Origin of the sequence: Streptomyces sp. GS7 (assembly GCF_009834125.1) — a bacterium.
GTDB lineage: Bacteria > Actinomycetota > Actinomycetes > Streptomycetales > Streptomycetaceae > Streptomyces.
Window position 1 is genome coordinate 528,841 of the sequence record NZ_CP047146.1, and the last position, 19,414, is coordinate 548,254.

A 19,414-nucleotide genomic window follows, 5' to 3' on the forward strand; every position below is an offset into this window, starting at 1 on the left:
GTGGAACCGCACCAGGCCATTCGCTGCCGTCTGACCCTCACCAGTGCCAACCCGCTCGTCGACGACCACCGGGTGCACGGCGTCCGCACCCTGCCCGGTGTGACGTTCCTCGACATCGTCTACCGGCTCCTCGACGAGCAGGGCTTCGCCCTGGACCGCACCGAGCTGCGGAACGTGCTCTTCGTCGAACCGGTCGTCACCACCGACGAGTTCGACCGCGAGATCGAGGTCGAGGTGGAGCCGGGGAGCGCCTGCCACCGGGTACGGGCCCGCAGCCGCAGGCTGCGGCACGGCCGGCCGTCGGACGACGGGTGGACCGCGCACATGGAGGCCGAGCTGCACCTCGGCAGCCCGTTCCCCGAGGACGTGCTGCCCGTCGGCGCGGAGCGGGGCGACGCGGCGGGCCGGCAGGAGGACGTGGAGCGGGTGTACGTCCTCGGGCGGGCCGCCGAGATCCACCACCGCCCCTTCATGAAGTGCCACGGCACCATCCGGCACCGCGCGGACGGGCTGCTCGCGGAGATCGCGCTGGGGGAGGAGGCGCGGGAGAGCCGCGCGGACTTCCTGCTCCACCCGGCACTGCTCGACGCCTCGACGATGCAGAGCTACGCCCTGGCCTTCTCCGGCGAGGAGAGCGAACCCCGGCCGCTGATCCCCTTCCACATCGCCGCGTTCCGGGCCTCCGGCCCGCTCGGCGACGCGTGCCGGGTGCGCCTGCGCGCGCACGAGGGCGTGGCCGACGACGTCCTGCACGTCGACATCGACCTGTACGGCGCCCACGGCCGGCTGGTCGCCCGTTTCGAGAGGCTCGCCCTGAAGCGGATCAGGTCCCGTGAGCTGATCACGCGGCTCACCCGGACCGACGCGCCGCAGCAGCCGGTCCCCGCCCCGGCGGCCGTCCGCGACCTGCCCCGCAACGCCGCCGCGGAGCGCCCCGCGCGGGAGCGGGATGCGGCGGATGCGGCGGGCCACCTGGAGCGGACCCGCCAGGAGGTCGTCCGGGCCGTGCACGCCCTGCTGCAGGACGACACCGCACCCGTCGACTCCGACCGCGGCTTCTACGACCTGGGCCTGGACTCGACGCAACTGCTCAGCCTGGTGAGGGCGTTGGAGGAGCGCTGGGCGATCGCGCTCTACCCCACGCTGCTCTTCGAGTACAACACGGTCGACAGCGTCGCGGCCTACCTGGCCGACCGGATTCCGGTGGACGCCGCACCCGGGCCCGAGACGGCGGCGGAGCCGGAGCCGGAGCCGGCGGCGGCGGAGGGCGCCGCGGCCGGGACGCTCTGCCTCACGGGCACCTGGGTCCCGGACGACGGCACGCTTCCCGCGGAGGGGCGGCCGCTGCGCACGGTCCTCCTCGTCGCCGGTGACACGTCCCTCGCCGCGCGCCTGCGCGAGGCCGCCCGGCAGCTGCCCGGCACGCCGGAGGTGCTGACGGCGGCCCCCGGCGGGTACGAGGACTACCGGCGGCTCCTCGACGGGCCGGCCGGCGGCGACCGGTTCCCGGACGCCGTCGTGCACCTGGGTCCCGAGTCCGCGCCCGGCGCCGCGGCCGACCTGCCGGACGCCGTCGAGCGGGCCTGCGCGTCGCTGCTCGCGCTGAGCCGGGCGGTGCTGGAATGCGACCGGCACACCGAGCTGCCGCTGCTGCATGTGGCCGCCGCCGACGGAGAGTTGGCGGCGACCGTGCCCGGCGCGCTCGCCGGGCTGGCCAAGACCGTCCGGATCGAGCAGCCGCGGCTGCGCCTCACGGTGGTGGAGCTGGGCGGGCCCGGCGGACCGGACGCCGCGCCCCTGGGCGACCTCCTACGGCGCGAGCTGGGCGCGGGCGCCGAGGCGTGGGTGCGCTACGAGGGTGCGCGGCGCCAGGTACGCCGGTACCGCGAGCTGTCGCTGACGACGGACGCGGCGCAGCCGCTGCCGCTGCGGGACCGCGGCGTCTACCTCGTCAGCGGCGGCAACGGCGGGCTCGGCCGCCTCTTCGCCGACTGGCTGGCCCGGACCGTACGGGCCCGCCTCGTGCTCTTCGGACGCTCCGAGCCGGACGCCGCCGCCCGGGCCGAACTGCGCGCGCTGGAACGGTACGGGGCCCAGGTGCACTATGTGCGCGCCGACGCCGCGGAGGCGGCGGACGTGGCACGGGTGGTGCGCGAGGCCCGCGCCCGCCACGGGGAGATCCACGGCGTCGTGCACGCCGCGGGCGTGCTGCGGGACGCGCTCGTACGGGGCAAGGCGGAGGAGGACATCCGCCGGGTGCTGGCCCCCAAGGTGCGGGGCGCGGTCCTGCTCGACGAGGCGACGAGCGGTGAACCGCTCGACTTCTTCGCGCTGTTCTCGTCGGTGACCGGCGCCGTCGGCAACGCGGGCCAGTCCGACTACGCCGTCGCCAACGCCTTCCTGAACGCCTTCGCGCGCCAGCGGCAGACCGCCCGGCGGCCCGGCCGCAGCCTGGCGTTCGGCTGGCCGCTGTGGGGCGACGGCGGTATGCGCGCCGACGAGGCGACCGAGGCGTACTTCCGCAGGCACGGGCAGGTCCCGCTGCGCGCCGACGCCGGCGTCGAGGTCTTCCGCGCGGGGCTGCACCGCGCCGAGGCCGAGCTGGTCCTCTTCCACGGCGACCGGGCGGGCATCCTGCGGTCCCTCGACGCGGCGGTGCCCGGCGCCCCGTTCGACCTGCGGACGGTGGCGGCCCCCGGCGCGGAGGTGACCGAGCGTGCGCCGGAGGGGGACGGGTCCGTGAGCGGGGCCAGGGACATCGCGATCGTCGGTCTGGCGGGCCGCTACCCGATGTCCGCGGACCTGGACGAGCTGTGGCGGAACCTCGCCGCGGGCCGCGACTGCGTCTCGGAGATCCCCGAAGAGCGCTGGTCGCAGCGGGACTTCTTCCACCCCGAACGGAACACGCCGGGCCGCTCCTCCAGTAAGTGGGGCGGCTTCCTGGCCGACGCCGACCGTTTCGACCCGTACTTCTTCCAGATCACGCCGCGCGAGGCCGAGGCCATGGACCCGCAGGAGCGGCTGTTCCTGGAGACGGTCTGGCACACCATGGAGGACGCGGGCTGCACCCGCGAGGAGTTGGCCGCCTCCCGCGTCGGCGTCTTCGCGGGCGTGATGTTCAACCAGTACCAGATGCTGGGCCTGGACGCGCCCGAGCGGCTGCCCGTGCTGCCGACCTCGTTCTCGTCGTCGGTGGCCAACCGGGTCTCGTACTTCTTCGACTTCCACGGGCCGAGCCTGGCCGTGGACACGATGTGCTCGTCGTCGCTGGTCGCGCTCCACCTGGCCTGCCAGAGCCTGCTGGCCGGGGAGTGCGACGTCGCGTTCGCCGGCGGGGTCAACGTCGCGGCGCACCCGTACAAGTACCTGTACCTCAGCCAGGCCGGGTTCGTCTCCAGCGACGGCCGCTGCCGCAGCTTCGGCGCGGGCGGCGACGGCTATGTGCCGGGCGAGGGCGTGGGCGCGGTGCTGCTCAAGCCCCTGGAGCGGGCGCTGGCCGACGGCGACCGGGTGCACGGCGTGATCAAGGGCAGCGTCGTCAACCACGGCGGCCGGTCCGGCGGGTACTTCGTGCCCAACCCGGCGGCCCAGGCGGACCTGCTGCGGGCGGCGCTGGACCGGTCCGGCGTGGACCCGGCCACGATCGGCTACCTGGAGGCGCACGGCACCGGCACCGCGCTCGGCGACCCGATCGAGATGTCCGCCCTGGAGCGGGTGTTCGGCCCTCTCGAACCCGGCGCGGAGCCGGTCCCGATCGGCTCGGTGAAGTCCACCATGGGCCACCTCGAACCGGCCGCGGGCATCGCCGGACTGACCAAGGTGCTGCTGCAGATGCGGCACCGCATGCTGGCGCCCTCGCTGCACTCGGACGAGCTCAACCCGGCCGTCGACTGGGCGGCGTCCCGGTTCCGGGTGCAGCGGAGCCTGGGCCCCTGGGAGCGGCGCGCCGCCGGCGGGGACCTGTCGCCGCGCCGGGCGGGCGTCAGCGCCTTCGGCGCGGGCGGCGCCAACGGCCATGTGATCGTGGAGGAGTTCGACGGCGTCACCGGCGCTCCCGGACCGGCCGGCCGGGCCGACCGCGAGTCGGGCGGCCCGCAGGTCGTCGTGCTGTCCGCCAAGAAGGAGGAGAACCTCCGGCAGCTGGCCGAGCGGTATCTGGCCTTCCTCGGCGAGGAGCCCGGCGCACCGTCCGGCGGGGCGCCAGGCTGGCGCCGTGCCGCGTCGGATGTGCTCGCCGAACTGGGCCGTATCGCCGCCGAGTTGTCCGGCCTGTCCGGTGCGCTGCCCGACCCGGACGCCGGGCTCGACGAGTGGGGCCTGGACGCCGCCGACCTGCGCCGCTTCGAGCAGGAGATCGCCGAGCGCTTCCCGGCCGGCGGCGGCACCGGCCCGCGCCTCGACCTCGGCACCACCCTGGCGCAGGCGGCCGGCCGGCTGGCGGCGCCGCGCGGCGAGGCGGCCGGACCGGCCGACGCCGGCACCCCGTCCCTCGCCGAGATCGCGCACACCTCCCAGACCGGCCGCGAGGCCATGGCGGAGCGGCTGGCCCTGGTCGTGTCCGACCTCGGCGAACTGCGCGCCGCACTGCGGGACTTCCTCGACCGCGGCGCCGTCGGCGACCGCGTCCACCGCGGCACCGTCAAGCGCCCCGCGGCCTCGGACGCCGAGGCCGCACGGGAGGCGCTGGCCCGCCGCGACCTCGACGCCCTGGCCCGGCTCTGGGCGACCGGCGCGCCGGTGGACTGGCGGGCCCTGTACGCCCACGGCGCGCCGCGCAAGGTCGGCCTGCCCCTCTACCCCTTCACCCGACGCCGCTGCTGGGTGGAGACCCGCGCTCTCCCGCCGCGGACGACCGGGCCCAGCACGCCGGAGGACGCGGTGCCGGAGTTCACGTACACCACCACCTGGCTGCGGACGGACCCTGCCGGGCCCGGTGCCGCCGATCCGTCCGGACCGGTGCTCGTCGTGCACACCGCGGCGGGCCGCGCTCTGGCCGACGCGCTGGCCGAGCGGCACCCGCACCAGGAGGTGGTACGGGCCGAACTGGGCACCCGGACCCGTCCGTCGGGGGAGGGCCGCTGGGAGGTGGACGCGGCCGACCCGCAGGCGCCGGGCGCGCTGCGCGACGCCCTGACGGGCCTGGGAACCGTGTACTTCCTCGGCGGTCTCCACGAAGGAGCCGACCCGGCCGGGGTGGCCGCTCTGGAGCGCGCCGAGGAGACGGGCGTACGGGCCCTGTTCCGGTGCGCCCGGCAGCTCGCCGTCCCGCTGGCCGCGACCCGCCGGCTCAGCTGGAAGGTCGTCACCGGTGACGTGTGGGCGGTGGGCGGCGAACCGGTCGGCAACCCGCTCGCCGGGGGCCTGTCCGGCCTGGCGCGGGTGCTGGAGAACGAGCACCGGCACTGGACGGTCCCCGTGGTGGACCTCGGCCTCGGCGGCACCCTGCCCGAGCCGTCCAGTCCGCTGTGGGGCGAGTTCGCGGACCGTGTCGTCGCCGAACCCGCGGTGCGCGGCGCGCGGGTGGCCCTGCGCGCCGGGGCCCGGTACGCGCAGGCCCTCCGCCCCGTGGCCCTGCCCGCGCCCGCCGCCGGGCGGATCCGCGCCGGCGGCACGTACGTCATCGTCGGCGGCGCGGGGGGCATCGGGCTGGAGACCGCCCGGTTCCTGGCCCGCGACCACGCCGCGCGGGTGGCCCTGATCGGGCGCAGCCCGCTCGACGACGAGCGTCGCCGCCGCATCGCCGACGCCGACCCCGACGGCTCCCGCCTGTACTACGTCCAGGCCGATGCCTCGGACACCGTGAGCCTGCGCGCCGGACTGGACCGCGTCCACGAGCGGTTCGGACCCGTCCACGGAGTGATCCACTCCGCGCTGGACCACGCGAGCGGCCTGGTCCGCCACCTCGACGAGGCCGACCTGCGGGCGGGCCTGGCCGCCAAGTCCCGGGTCAGCGTCGCGCTGGCCGAGGTCTTCCGTGCCGAGCCGCTGGACTTCCTGCTGCTGTTCTCCTCGGCGCAGTCCTTCCTCGGCGACCCCGGGCTCGCCCACTACGCCGCCGGATCGACCTTCCAGGACGCCTTCGCCCACGCCCTGGACCAGCGGATGCCGTTCCCGGTACGCGCCGTCGACTGGGGGTACTGGGGAACCGTCGGCGCGGTGGCGACCGAGAGCCACCGCGCGAACCTCACCCGGCAGGGTTTCCACTCCATCTCGCCGCGCGAGGGCTGGGAGACGGTGCTGCGCGTGCTGGGCGGCGAGTGGCCGCAGGTGCTCGCGCTGCCCGCCGAGGACCGGCTGCTGCGGCGGCTCGGCCTGGGCGGCGACGCCCCCCGGCCGGAGCCGGTGACGCCGCCCCCCTCGAAGACCGCCGGGGCTCCGGGCGATGACGTGCCGGCCGGTGCGCCCGCGCCCGCCCCGAGCCGGCTGGAGGACGGCCTGGTGCCGGACGCGGCAGGAGTGACGGCCATCGCGGACTTCCACGCCCTGGACGAGCGGATGGCCGAGGTCGCCCGCGGCTGGCTGCTGCGGCTGCTCGACGGCATGGGCGCCTGGCAGGGGCCCGGCGACGCCGCGGACGAGGCGACCGTGGGCCGCCGGATCGGCGTCGTACCCCGCTACGAGCGGCTGCTGGGCAAGGTCCTCGACCTCCTCCACGAGGCCGGACTGCTGCGCTCCGCCGGTGGCCGCTACGCCCCCGAGCCCGCGGCGCTGGCCGAGTGCCGCCGCGTCGGGCACGCGGCGCGGCTGGACGCGCTGGCCGCCGAGCGGGACGACCTCGCCGTGTTCGTGCGGCTGCTCTCGCTCTGCCTGAGCCGCTACCCCGAACTGCTGCGCGGCGAGCTGCTCGCCACCGACCTGCTCTTCCCCAGCTCCGGCACCTCCCTCATGGAGGGCGTCTACAAGGGCAATCCGATCAGCGACGTCTACAACGACGTCCTCAACGACTGCGTGCTCGCCTACGTGCGCGAGCGGCTGCCCGCCCTGGCCGGCGGGGAGAAGATCAGGATCCTGGAGGTGGGCTCGGGCACCGGCGGCACCTCGGCCGGGCTGCTGCGCGCCCTGGAGCCGTACGGCGACCGGCTGGAGTACACCTACACCGACCTGTCCGCCACCTTCCTGGCACACGGCAGGCGCGAGTACGGAACCCGCTACCCGTTCCTGCGCTTCAAGCGGCTGGACGCGGACCAGGAGCTCGCCCGGCAGGGCTTCGAGCCCGGCTCGTACGACCTGGTGGTCGCCGCCAACGTCATCCACGCCACCCGCGACATCCGGCGCACGCTGGGGAACGTCAAGACGGCGCTGCGCGCGGGCGGTTGGCTGCTGCTCAACGAACTCACCTCGGTCACCGTGCAGTCCACCGTCACCTACGGGCTCTTCGACGGCTGGTGGCAGCACGACGACACGGCGCTGCGGCTGCCCGGCTCGCCGCTGCTCGACGTGGCGGGCTGGCGCGCGGTGACCGAGGGGCTCGGCTACCGCGACCTCGCCGCGCTGCCCGGCACCCGCTGGACCACGCGGAACTTCCAGCACGTGCTCGTCGCCCGGAGCGACGGTGCGGCCGTCGCCGCGGTTCCGGCCACGTCCGCCGGCGAGGCCGGCGGGCGCCCGGCGGCGGCGACCGCCCCGCGGGACGACGCGGGGGAGCTGCGTGCGCGCTTCCAGCGCGACCTGCTCCGGCTGACGTCCGACGCGTCCGGGATCGCGACCGAGGACCTCGACCCGGACCAGGAGCTGGGCACCTTCGGCTTCGACTCGATCAGCTACAGCCTGCTGGCGACGCGGCTCAACGAGTCCTACGGCTTCGACGTCACCCCGACCATCTTCTACGAGACCCCCACGCTGCGCGCCCTCATCGACAAGCTCGCGGCCGACCACCCGGCGGTGCTGCACGCGAGGTACGGGGCGCCCGGCGGCGATGTCGCCGTCGGCGCCGCCGCCGCCGACGGCGCGCCGGCCGAGCGGCCCGCCCCGCAGCCGGTGCCCGCTCCCGTGCCCGTATCCGTACCCGCTCCTGTATCCGTACCCGCTCCTGTATCCGCACCCGCACCCGGCGGTGCACCCGCGGTCGCGGCCGGGCGGGCCGGACACGACGAACCGGTCGCCGTCGTCGGCATGGCCGGAAGGCTCCCGCAGTCCGACGACCTGGACGCGTTCTGGGCGCACCTGGCGGCGGGCGACGACCTGGTCACCGCCGTCCCGGCGGACCGCCCGGCGCTGCGCCCGGCCGCCCGCCAGGGCGCGTTCATCGAGGGCGTGGACCTTTTCGACCCGCTGCTCTTCGGCATCTCGCCGCGCGAGGCCGAGGGCATGGACCCGCAGCAGCGGCTCTTCCTGCAGACGGTCTGGGCCGGTCTGGAGGACGCCGGGATCGCGCCCGGCAGCCTGGCCGGTTCCGACACCGCGCTCTTCGTCGGCGTCGGTTCGAACGACTACCAGGAACTCCAGATGGCCGCGGGCGCCGAGATCGACGCCTTCGGCGCCACCGCCAACACGCACTCGATCCTGGTCAACCGCATCTCCTACCTCCTTGACCTGCACGGCCCCAGCGAGCCCGTGAACACCGGGTGCTCCAGCTCCCTGGTGGCGCTGCACCGGGCAGCCGAGGCGATCCGCAGCGGCAGCTGCGAGGTGGCCATCGCGGGCGGCGTCAACCTGCTCCTGTCGCCACGCAACTACGAACTCCTCGACCGCACCGGCATGCTGAGCCCGGACGGGCGCTGCAAGACCTTCGACAGCGCGGCGGACGGCTTCGTGCGCGGCGAGGGCATGGGACTCGTCGTGCTGACGAGCCGCGGCCGGGCGCAGGCGGCGGGGCACCGGGTCCGCGCCTGGCTGCGGGGCAGCGCGGTGAACCACGGCGGCCGGGCGCGTTCGCTGACCGCGCCCAACCCCGCGAGCCAGGCCGGGATGCTCGTCGAGGCGTATCGACGGGCGGGCGTCGACCCCGCCACCGTCACCTATGTCGAGACGCACGGCACCGGCACCCAGCTGGGCGACCCCGTCGAGATCGACGGCCTGAAGACCGCGTTCGCCCGGCTGTTCAAGGACAGTGGCAGCGCGCCGCCCAAGGGCGCCTACTGCGCGCTGGGCGCGGTGAAGACCAACATCGGCCACCTGGAGTCGGCGGCCGGGATCGCCGGAGTGCTCAAGGTCCTGCTGGCCATGGAGCACGAGACCCTGCCCCCCTCGCTCCACCTGCGGCAGCCCAACCCCTATCTGCGGCTCGACGGCAGCCCGTTCCGGCTGCTCACCGAGGCGACCCCGTGGCGGCGGCCGCGCGACGGGCGGGGGCGGGAACTCCCGCTCCGGGCCGGGGTCAGCTCCTTCGGATACGGGGGCGTCAACGCGCACGTCGTACTGGAGAAGGCCGACGAGGCCGAGCGCCACGGCGGTGAACCGCCCCTGACGGACCAGGTGTTCGTGCTCTCCGCCAGGACCCCCGCCGCGCTGCGGGCGTACGCCGCCGCGCTGGAGGCGTACGTGTCCCGGCGCCCCGAGTCCGTGCTGCGGCAGGAGTGGGCCGACATCGCCCACACCCTGCAGGTCGGCCGGGACGCCATGGAGCACCGGCTGGCGGTGGTCGCCGCCGCCCCGGCGGAACTGGCCGCCGCGCTGGCCGCCTTCGCGCGCGGCGAGCACACCGCACCGGCCGCGCGGACCGCCGTACTGGTCGGCGGCACGGCCGGGGCCGCCGATTCGCCCTACGGCCTCCTGCTCGGCGGCGACGCCGCCCCCGAGCTGCCGGCGGCGATCTGGCGGGCGCCCGACCCGAAGGTGCTGGCGCGGCTGTGGGTGGACGGCACCGACGTGGAGTGGCGGCGGCTGCACACCGGCCGCCGCGCCCGGCTGCTGCCGCTGCCGACCTACCCCTTCGAGCGGATGCGCTGCTGGTTCGAGGAGCCCTCCTCGGAGCCGGTGCAGCGGGAGACGGCGGAGCCGGAGTCGGTGGACGACCTGCTGTACGTACCCGGTTGGGTGGCCGACGCCCCGCCGGACGGGCCGCGGTCCGCCGCCTCGGGACCCGCCTGGGTGGTGCACACCGAGGACGGCACCGCCCTCGCGGACGCCCTCGCGGCCCGGCTCGCTCCCCGGCCGGTCGTACGCGTCCGTGCCGACCGCCCGGAGGAACTCCGCGCCGAGGACCGTCCCGCCCCGGCCACCGTGTACTTCCTCGCCGGGGTCCGACGGCCCGTTGCCCCGCTGCCCGGCGAGCACGTCGGTGCGCTCGCCGCCGCCGAGGAGACGGGCGTCCTGGCGCTGTTCCGGCTGGTCCGGCAGCTGCTCGGGCAGCCCGCCGCCGGTGCCGGTACCGAGCTGACCGTGGTCACCAGCGACGCCTGCCCGGCCGCGGGCGCCCGGGTGCGCAACCCCGCCGCCGCCGAACTGTGGGGGTTCACCAGGTCCCTGCGCCGCGAGTGCGCGTCCTGGCGGATCGCCACCCTGGACCTGGACTGGGACGAGACCGTGCGGGACACGGCCGCCGCGGCGGAGCGGGTGTCGGCCGTGACCGGCCGGTCCGGCGCCGAACTGGCCCTGCGCGAGGGCCGTTTCCTCCGGCCCGTGCTGGAGGCCGTACCGCGGTCGCCGGAGCGGCCCGCCCCGCCGCGGCCGGACAGGCTGCGCGCGAACGGCGTCTATGTGGTGATCGGCGGTGCCGGGGACATCGGCTCGGACGTGGCCGCGCACCTGGTGCGGGAGTACGGCGCCCGGGTGGCCCTGGTCGGCCGGAGCCCGCTGGACGACGCGCGCCGCGCCCGCCTCGCGGCGGTCGACCCGAGCGGCGAGCACGCCGTGTACGTACCCGCCGACGCGGGCGACCCGGAGCAGCTGCGGCGGGTGGCGGACACCGTCACCCGGCGGTTCGGGCCCGTCAACGGGGTGGTGCACGCGGCGAACGTGCTGCGCGACCGGGCGCTGTACGCCGCCGACGAGGCCGCCTTCCGGGAGGGGCTGGAGTCCAAGACCCGGACCACGGCCGCCGTGGTCGACGTGTTCGGCAAGGAGGCCCTGGACTTCCTGCTGGTCTTCTCCTCCGTGCAGTCCTTCCTCGGCAACCCGGGGCAGAGCGGCTACGCGGCCGCCTGCGCCTTCCAGGACGCCTACGCGCACGTCCTGGCCGCCGAACTCCCCTACCCCGTAAGGGTCGTGGACTGGGGGGCGTGGGGCACCTCGGCCCTGGCCGAGAGGTACCGGGACCGGCTGGAGGAGGCCGGTGTGACACCGATTCCGCCCGCGCGGGGGCTGCGGGCGATGACCGAGGCGCTGGGCCGGGAGGGAGTTCAGTTGACGGTGGTTTCGGGTAGCGAGGAGTTCCTCGCCGAACTCGGCGTACGCGAACGGAGGGAGAGCGCCCGCGTGGCCGCTCCCCGCACCGCGGACCCGGACGCGGACTGGGGGCCCGCGCTGCGCGCGGACATCCACCGCCTGGTGTGCGAAGCGGCCAAGGTGAGCGCGGACGTGCTGCGCCCGGACGCGGAGCTGGCCCGGTTCGGCTTCGACTCGATCGCCTACACGCGGCTGAGCCAGACCTTCAACGAGGTCTTCGGCCTGGACGTGACCCCGGCTTACTTCTTCGGCATCTCCACCACCGAGGACCTGGTCGAGAAGGCGGTGCGCAGCCACCCCGAGGAGCTGGGGCACCACTACGCGCGGCAGGCGCCGGCGGCGCGGACGGAGCCCGTGGAGCCCGTGCAGCCCGAGGAGCCCGTGCAGCCCGTCGCGCAGGCGGCCGGGTCCGCGCCCGCACCGGAGCCGGTGGGCACCCCTGCCCCTGACCCTGCCCCCGGCCCGTACGAGGACGCGGTCGCCGTGGTCGGCATGGCCGGAAGGCTGCCGCAGTCGGACGACCTGGACGAGTTCTGGGCGCACCTGGCGGCGGGCGACGACCTCATCACCGAGATCCCCGCCGACCGCTGGGACTGGCGCACCATCCACGGCGACCCGGAGCCCGGCGAGTTCAAGACCCTCGTCAAGTGGGGCGGGTTCATGCGCCGGGTGGACGAGTTCGATCCGCTCTTCTTCGGCATCTCCCCGACCGAGGCGGAGGCCATGGACCCGCAGCACCGGCTGGTCCTGGAAGCGGTCTGGGGCTGCGTCGAGGACGCGGGCATCCGCCCGTCCGCGCTCGCCAGGACCGACACCGGGGTGTTCCTCGGCGCGAGCACGTACGACTACTTCGAGGTCCAGCACGCCTTCGGCACCCCGCTCGACGGCTACAACTCCATCGGCCGGTCCCACGCGATCATGGCCAACCGGGTCTCGTACCTGCTCGACCTGCGAGGCCCCAGCGAGGCCATCGACACCGCCTGCTCCTCGTCCCTGGTGGCGCTGCACCGCGCCGTCGCGGCGATCCGGGACGGCGACTGCGAGATGGCCCTCGCGGGCGGCGTCAACGTCGTCGCCTCGCCCACCCTGCACGTCGACACCAGCCAGGCCGGGATGCTCAGCACCGCGGACGGCCGGTGCAAGACCTTCGACGCGCGGGCCGACGGCTATGTGCGGTCCGAGGGCGTGGGCATGGTCCTGCTCAAGCGGCTGTCCGCGGCGATCGCGGACGGGGACGTCATCCACGGCGTGATCCGGGGCAGCGCGGTGGGCCACGGCGGCCGCGCCAACTCGCTCACCGCCCCCAATCCCGACGCCCAGGCCGCGGTCGTGGCCAAGGCGCACCGGCAGGCCGGTACCGACCCGCGCACGGTGACCTACGTCGAGACGCACGGCACCGGCACCTCGCTCGGCGACCCGATCGAGATCGAGGGCCTGAAGTCGGCGTTCGCGACGCTCTACCGCGAGTGGGGGGTGGCCGAACGCCCCGACGCCCACTGCGCGTTGGGCGCGGTGAAGAGCAACACCGGCCACCTGGAGTCGGGTGCCGGGATCGCGGGCCTGCTCAAGGTGCTGCTGGCGCTGCGGCACGGCCTGCTGCCGAAGAACCTGCACATCCAGGAGATCAACCCGCACCTGCGGCTGGACGGCAGCCCCTTCCACGTCCTGCGCGAGAGCCGGCCCTGGCAGCGGCTGCGCGACGGGCACGGCCGCGAGCTGCCGCGCCGCGCCGGCGTCAGCTCCTTCGGCATCGGCGGGGTGAACGCCCACGTGGTCGTCGAGGAATACCGGGACCGCGGCGACGAGCCGTCGCCGTCCGCCCATGTCGCCGCCGGGCCCGGGGTCTTCGTGCTCTCGGCCAGGACCGAGGACCGGCTGCGCGCCTACGCGGCCCGCATCGCGGACTGGCTGCGCGAGCCACCGGCCGGAACCGACCTGGCCGCGCTCACCCGCACCCTGCAGACCGGCCGCGACGCGATGGACGAGCGGCTGGCCGTCGTCGCCGACGACCTGGACGGGCTGCGCGGCGGGCTGGTCCGCTGGCTGGCGGGCGAGAGGTCCGTCAAGGGCCTGGTCAGCGGCAACGTCCGTGCGCTCGGCGCGGGTTCGGAGCTGCTGCTGGAGGGCCCCGAGGGCCGGGAGTACCTGCGCATGGTCGTCGCGGGCCGCAAGTGGGAGAAGCTGGCCCGCCTGTGGGTGGGCGGGGCCCCCGTCGACTGGGACCTGCTGTGGCCGGGCGGCGCGCCGCGCCGGATTCCGGTGCCGACGTACCCCTTCGCCAGGGAGCGGTACTGGCTGCGGCCCGGTGAGCACTGCGCGCAGGGGCAGGCGTACGGGGTGACGCTCGCCGCCGCGCCCGAGGAGGAGCCCGAACCGGCCGTACGGGACGAACGGTCCGTACGGGACGAACAGCCCGTACGGGAAGAGGTCCCGGCAGCGGATCGGGCACCTGTACGGGACGAGGTCCCGGCAGCCGAGAGGGCGCCCGTACGGGAGCCGGATCGGGCCGGCGCGCCCGCCCCCGTGGTGCCGGATGCCTCCGAAACGCTGGAGCGCACCATCGCCGCCCTGCTCGGCCGGCACCTGGGCATCGACCCGGCCAGGCTGCTGCCCGACCGCTGCCTGGCCGACTACGGCGTGGACTCGCTCGGGCTGCGCCGGCTCTCCCGCGCGCTGGGCGCGCAGTACGGCGTCCGGGTGCCCGCCCGGTTCTTCTCCGCGGACGGGTCCATCCGCGACTTCGCCCGCAAGCTGGGCGAGACGTTCCCGGCGGAGCTGGGCGCCGGCCCGGTGGTCGACTCGGGTGCGGCGGCCGACGCCGGCTCGGTGGCCGATTCCGGTGCGGAGGGCGAGCTGCGCGCCCTGCTGGGCGGGCTCACCTCCGGAGAACTCGGCGTCGAGGACGCGCTCGCGCGGCTGGGAAGGGGCACGGCCCGATGAGCGGCAACCTGAACAACCGGGGTGGCGGGCACGACCGGGACGCCCTGCGAGCGGTCCTGTCGGCGATCGCGGCGGGCAGCCTCACCGAGGAGCAGGCCCTGCCGTTGCTGCGCGGCCTCACGGCTCCCGCGGCGCCGACGGACCCCGCATCCGAACAGCCCGAGCCCGTACGGGCCGACGAGTCCGTACGTGCCGACGAGCCTGTACGTGCCGACGAGCCTGTACGTGCCGACGGGTCCGTGCGCCCGACCGGGCCCGCGGAGCGCGGGTACCCGCTCAGCCGGGGGCAGGCGGCGCTGTGGGCGATCCAGCAGAGCGCGCCCGCCTCCGCCGCCTACAACCTCCCGCTGGCGCTGCGGCTCCGCCCGGACGCCGACCCCCGGCTCCTGGAGGAGGCGCTGTCGGCCGCGGTGCGGCGCCACCCGAGCCTGCGGATCAACGTCCGGCCGGGCGAGGACGGCCCCGTGCAGGTCGTCGCCGACCGCGGGATCGCGCTGGGGGAGCTGGACCTGTCCCACCTCACCGAGGCGGAGCTGCTGGAGCGCGTCCGCGAACTCATCCGGACGCCGTTCGACCTGGAGCACGACCCGCTCTACCGCGCCCACTTCGTGCGCGGGCCGCGGTCCGGGCCGCTCCTGCTGCTGGTCTTCCACCACCTGGTCACCGACGGCGTCACCAGCCACCTGCTGCTGCGGGACCTCGTGGCCGACTACGAGAGCCTCGCGGCGACCGGGGCACTCGCGCCCACGGCGGAGCAACCTGCCCCGCCGTACCGCGACTTCGTGCGCTGGCAGCGGGAGATGCTGGCCGGCCCGGACGCGGCGGAGGACCGTGCGTACTGGACCCGCCGCCTGAAGGGCGCCTCGACCTCGGCCGTCCTCGACCGGCTGGTCGACCACCGGCGCGTGGGCCCCTCGCGCTACGTGGGCGCGAGCGTGCAGCTCGAACTCGACGAACCGGCCTGGGCCGCCGTCCGCGGCGCCGCCCGGCAGCTGCGGCTGACGCCCTTCAGCGTGGTGTACGCCGCGTTCGTGTGGCTGCTGCACCGCTACAGCGGCCAGGACGACATCTGCGTGATGGTCCCCACGGACGGGCGGCCCACGCAGGACTTCGACCGGACCGTCGGCTACCTGATCAACCCGGTGGTGCTGCGCACCGCGTGCGCGCCGGGGATGACGGTCCGCGGGCTGTGTGAGTCGGTCCACGACGCGCTGTCGGACGCGGAGGACCACAGCGTCTACCCGTTCGCCGCGGTCGTCGACGACCTGCGCCGCGACGGCAACCCCGACGCCTCCTTCGACATCGGCTTCTACCTCCAGCAGGGGGTCGGCAGGGACCTGGACATGGCGGCCGGGCAGACCCTCTTCGAGGACGCCCTCGCCGTCACCCAGGAGGGCGAGTCCGACCTCGTCGTCGAGGTGGTGGTGCGGGGCGACCGCGCCCTGGTGCACGTCAAGTACGACCCCGGGCAGTTCGAGCGGCCCACCGTGGAGCGCTTCGCCGAGCACTACCGCGAACTCCTCGCCCGGATGACCGAGGACACCGGTCGCGCACTCGACGCCATCGCGCTGGCCGGCCCGCGTGAGCGCGAGCTGCTGCGCCGGGCCAACGCCACGGCCGCCGCACACCCCTGCCACCTCACCGCGGCCGAGCTGATCCTGGCCCAGGCCGGGCGGACGCCGGACGTGACGGCGGTGCTCGACGCGGACACGTCCCTGACCTACCGCGAACTCGCGCACCGCGTCGAGCTGTTGGCCGCCCTGCTGCGCGACCGCGGCGTGCGGCCCGGCGCGCTGGTCGGTGTCCTGGCCGACCGCCGCGCCGAGCTGATCGTGGCCCTGCTCGCGGTGCACCGCGCGGGCGCCGCGTACGTACCGCTCGACCCCGGATTCCCGGCCGAGCGGCTGGCGTTCATCGCCGAGGACGCGCGGCTGGCCACCGTGGTGACGGACGCCGCGTCGGCCGCCGCCCTGCCGGGCCCGGGTGCCGGGGCCGAGCCGGTGGTGCTGGACGAGATCGACTGGACGGCCCCCGCCGAGCCGCACCACGCCGCTCCCGGCGGCTCCGGCTTCAACGACGGCACCGCGTACGTCCTCTACACCTCCGGCTCCACCGGCACGCCGAAGGGTGTGGAGATCAGCCACGGCAGTCTGGTCAACTTCCTTGCCGCGATGGGGGAGCGGCCCGGCTGCGCGGCGGGCGACCGGCTGCTCGCCGTCACCACCGTCAGCTTCGACATCGCCGGTCTGGAGCTGCTGCTGCCGCTGACCCGCGGCGCCACCGTCGAGATCGCCGCCTCCGAGGTGGCACGGGACGGCTTCGCGCTCAGGGAGCAGCTGGAGCGCTCGGCGGCCACCATCGTGCAGGCCACCCCCGCCACCTGGCAGATGCTGCTGGCGGCCGGCTGGAGCGGTCGGCTGAACGGCAGGATCCTGTGCGGCGGCGAGGCCCTCACCCCGGAGCTGGCCGAACAGCTGCTGAGCCGGGCCGACGAGGTCTGGAACATGTACGGGCCGACCGAGACGACCATCTGGTCCTCCGTAGGCCGGGTGCGCCGCCACCGGCCGGTCGGCGTGGGCACGCCGATCGCCAACACCCGCTTCCACGTGCTGGACGAGTACCGCAGGCCGGTCCCGTTCGGCACACCCGGAGAGCTGTACATCGCCGGGCACGGCGTCGCCCGCGGCTACCGCGGCCGCCCCGAGCTGACCGCCGGGAAGTTCCCGGACGGCGCCTTCCTCGGCGAGCCCGGCCGGCTGTTCCGGACCGGGGACGCCGCCCGGCACCTCCCCGACGGCGGCCTCGCACTCCTCGGGCGTCTCGACCGGCAGGTCAAGCTGCGCGGCTACCGCATCGAACTCGGCGAGATCGAGGCCGCGTTGCGCCGCACCGGGCTCGTCGACGAGGCCCGGGTGCTGCTCCGCGAGGACGTCGCGGGGCATCCGGCCCTGGTGGCGTTCGTGCAGACACGGGAGGCGGCCCAGGCGCCGGAGGCGTATGCGGACCGGCTGCGCGCGCGGCTGGCGGAGTGGTTGCCGGACTACATGGTCCCCGCCCGCCTCGTCCCGCTGACGTCCTTCCCGCAGACGCCCAACGCGAAGATCGACACCGGACCGCTGCGGCGGCTGGACATCGACGAGATCGTGCGCCGGCACGGGCACCCCGTCGCCGCCGCGGCTGCCGGTCCGGCGGACGACCAGGCCGGTGACCCGGCAGACGACCCGGCAGACGACCCGGCGGGCGACCCGGAGGGCGGTCCGGTGGCGCTGCTGCGCGAGGAACTGCGCGGCTGGGCGGCCGAGATCGCGCGCGTGCCCGCGCAGGACATCTCGCCCCGGCGCCCGATCGGCGACTACGGATTCGACTCGATCCGCTTCACCCGGCTCAGCGCGGTGCTGCGCGACCGGCTGGCGGTGACGGTCCCGCCGACGGCGTTCTACGGCCACCCCACGCTGGACGCCCTCGCCGCCCACCTCCTGGCGAAGTTCCCGGAACAGCTCGGCGGCCGCTACCGCGCACCCGCCGGGGAGCCCCGGGCCGGGCGCGCGGCGACCCGCCGCGCACCGGCCGCGGTACGCGGCGACCGCACGGAACGCGCGGCGCCTTCCGGCACCGGATACCCGCCCGTGGCGATCGTCGGCATCGGCGGCCGGCTGCCGGAGTCCGACACGCTCGACGAGTTCTGGTCGCACCTGTCCGGGATGCGCGACCTGGTCCGGCCGTACCCGATGCAACGCGGCTTCTCGCGCAGCCTGTTCGGCCGCTACGCGGACGGCGACCCGATGGCCTTCCAGGGCTCCTTCGTCCGCGACGTCGAGGGCTTCGACGCGCCGCTGTTCCGTGTCTCGCCCCGGGAAGCGGCCCAGATGGACCCCCAGCACCGGCTGCTGCTGCACGCGGCCCACGAGGCCATGCAGGACGCGGGCCTGGCCCCGGAGGCGTTCGCGGGCACCAGGACCGGGGTCTTCGTGGGCATCACCGGCGCCGACTACTTCAGCCTGCTCGGCCACGAGCGCGAGACGGACGACCACTTCCTGATCGGCAACGTCGCCTCCGTCGCGGCCAACCGGATCTCCCACCTGTTCAACCTGAGCGGCCAGAGCACGATCTACGACACGGCCTGCTCCAGCTCGCTGGTCGCCGTCCACCGGGCCGTGCGCTCGCTGCAACTCGGCGACTGCGACACGGCGCTGGCGGGCGGCGCCAACCTGCTGCTGTCCCCCCACGGCTACCGCGGCCTGCGCCGCGCCGGCATGCTCAGCCCCGACGGCCGCTGCAAGACCTTCGACGCGCGCGCCGACGGCTACGGGCGGGGCGAGGGCGTCGTCCTGCTGCTGCTCAAGCGCCTCGACCGGGCGCGGGCCGACGGCGACCCCGTCCACGGAGTCATCATCGGCTCGGCGGAGAACCACGGCGGCCGTACCCACTCGCTGACCGTCCCCAACCCCAGGGCCCAGACGGATGTGACGGTCCGCGCCCACGAGGCGGCGGGCATCCCGCCCGCCTCGGTCGGCTACATCGAGACCCACGGCACCGGCACCGCGCTCGGCGACCCCATCGAGGTGGAAGGGCTGAAGGACGCCTTCGCCCACCTCCTGGACCGCTGGGGGCCGGCGGCGGGCGCGGCGCGGATCGCACTGGGCTCGGTCAAGACCAACATCGGCCACCTGGAAGCGGCCGCGGGTGTGGCGGGCGTGGTGAAGGTGCTGCTGGCCATGAAGCACCGCACGCTGCCCGGCCTGGTCCACCTGACCAGCCCCAACCCCATGCTCGACTTCGACGGCAGCCCCTTCCACCTGCAGACGCACACCACCGCCTGGGATCCGCCACGCGACGAGCGCGGGCGGGCGCAGCCCAGGCGGGCGGGCGTGAGTTCGTTCGGTATGGGCGGCAGCAACGTGCATGTCGTGCTCGAAGAGGCAGCAGAGGAACAGTAGATGGTTGAGAAGCAGAAGACCTCTTCGCAGCGGTACGTCATCGTGCTGTCCGCGTCCCGGCAGGAGCATCTCGTGCGGTACGCCGATCGCCTCGCGCGATGGACCGCACGGCGCCTCCAGGACGGCCAGGACGGCCGGGACGCGCCACCGCGCCTGCTGGCGCGCTTCGCGCACACCCTTCAGGTGGGGCGGGAGCCGCTGCGCGAGCGCCT

General features: G+C 75.4%; 3 protein-coding genes (1 of these 3 cut by a window edge). All 3 read left to right on the plus strand.

The annotated features are described in order from the left end of the window. Tightly spaced (each overlapping or abutting the next), the 3 genes in view from GR130_RS41255 to GR130_RS02345 form a layout consistent with a single transcriptional unit that may run on beyond the window. Positions 1 to 14,265, plus strand: a complete 14,265-nt coding sequence (locus GR130_RS41255) for an SDR family NAD(P)-dependent oxidoreductase (RefSeq protein WP_159503161.1) — start codon at positions 1 to 3, stop codon at positions 14,263 to 14,265. Beyond that, a complete protein-coding gene (locus GR130_RS02340; protein WP_159503162.1) occupies positions 14,262 to 19,202 on the plus strand; it encodes a non-ribosomal peptide synthetase in 4,941 nt (1,646 codons plus the stop codon). The genes GR130_RS41255 and GR130_RS02340 overlap by 4 nt, the downstream gene beginning before the upstream one ends. Further along, positions 19,203 to 19,414: the beginning of an SDR family NAD(P)-dependent oxidoreductase gene (locus tag GR130_RS02345; RefSeq protein WP_159503163.1), read on the plus strand. Its footprint extends 20,545 nt past the window's final position; the window shows 212 of its 20,757 coding nt (coding positions 1–212); the start codon lies at positions 19,203 to 19,205; the stop codon falls past the right edge of the window. It abuts the gene before it with no gap.

Excerpts from the sequence above, each read along its gene's own strand:
- GR130_RS02340 (WP_159503162.1), top strand. The coding sequence starts at position 14,262 with ATGAGCGGCAACCTGAACAACCGGGGTGGCGGGCACGACCGGGACGCC.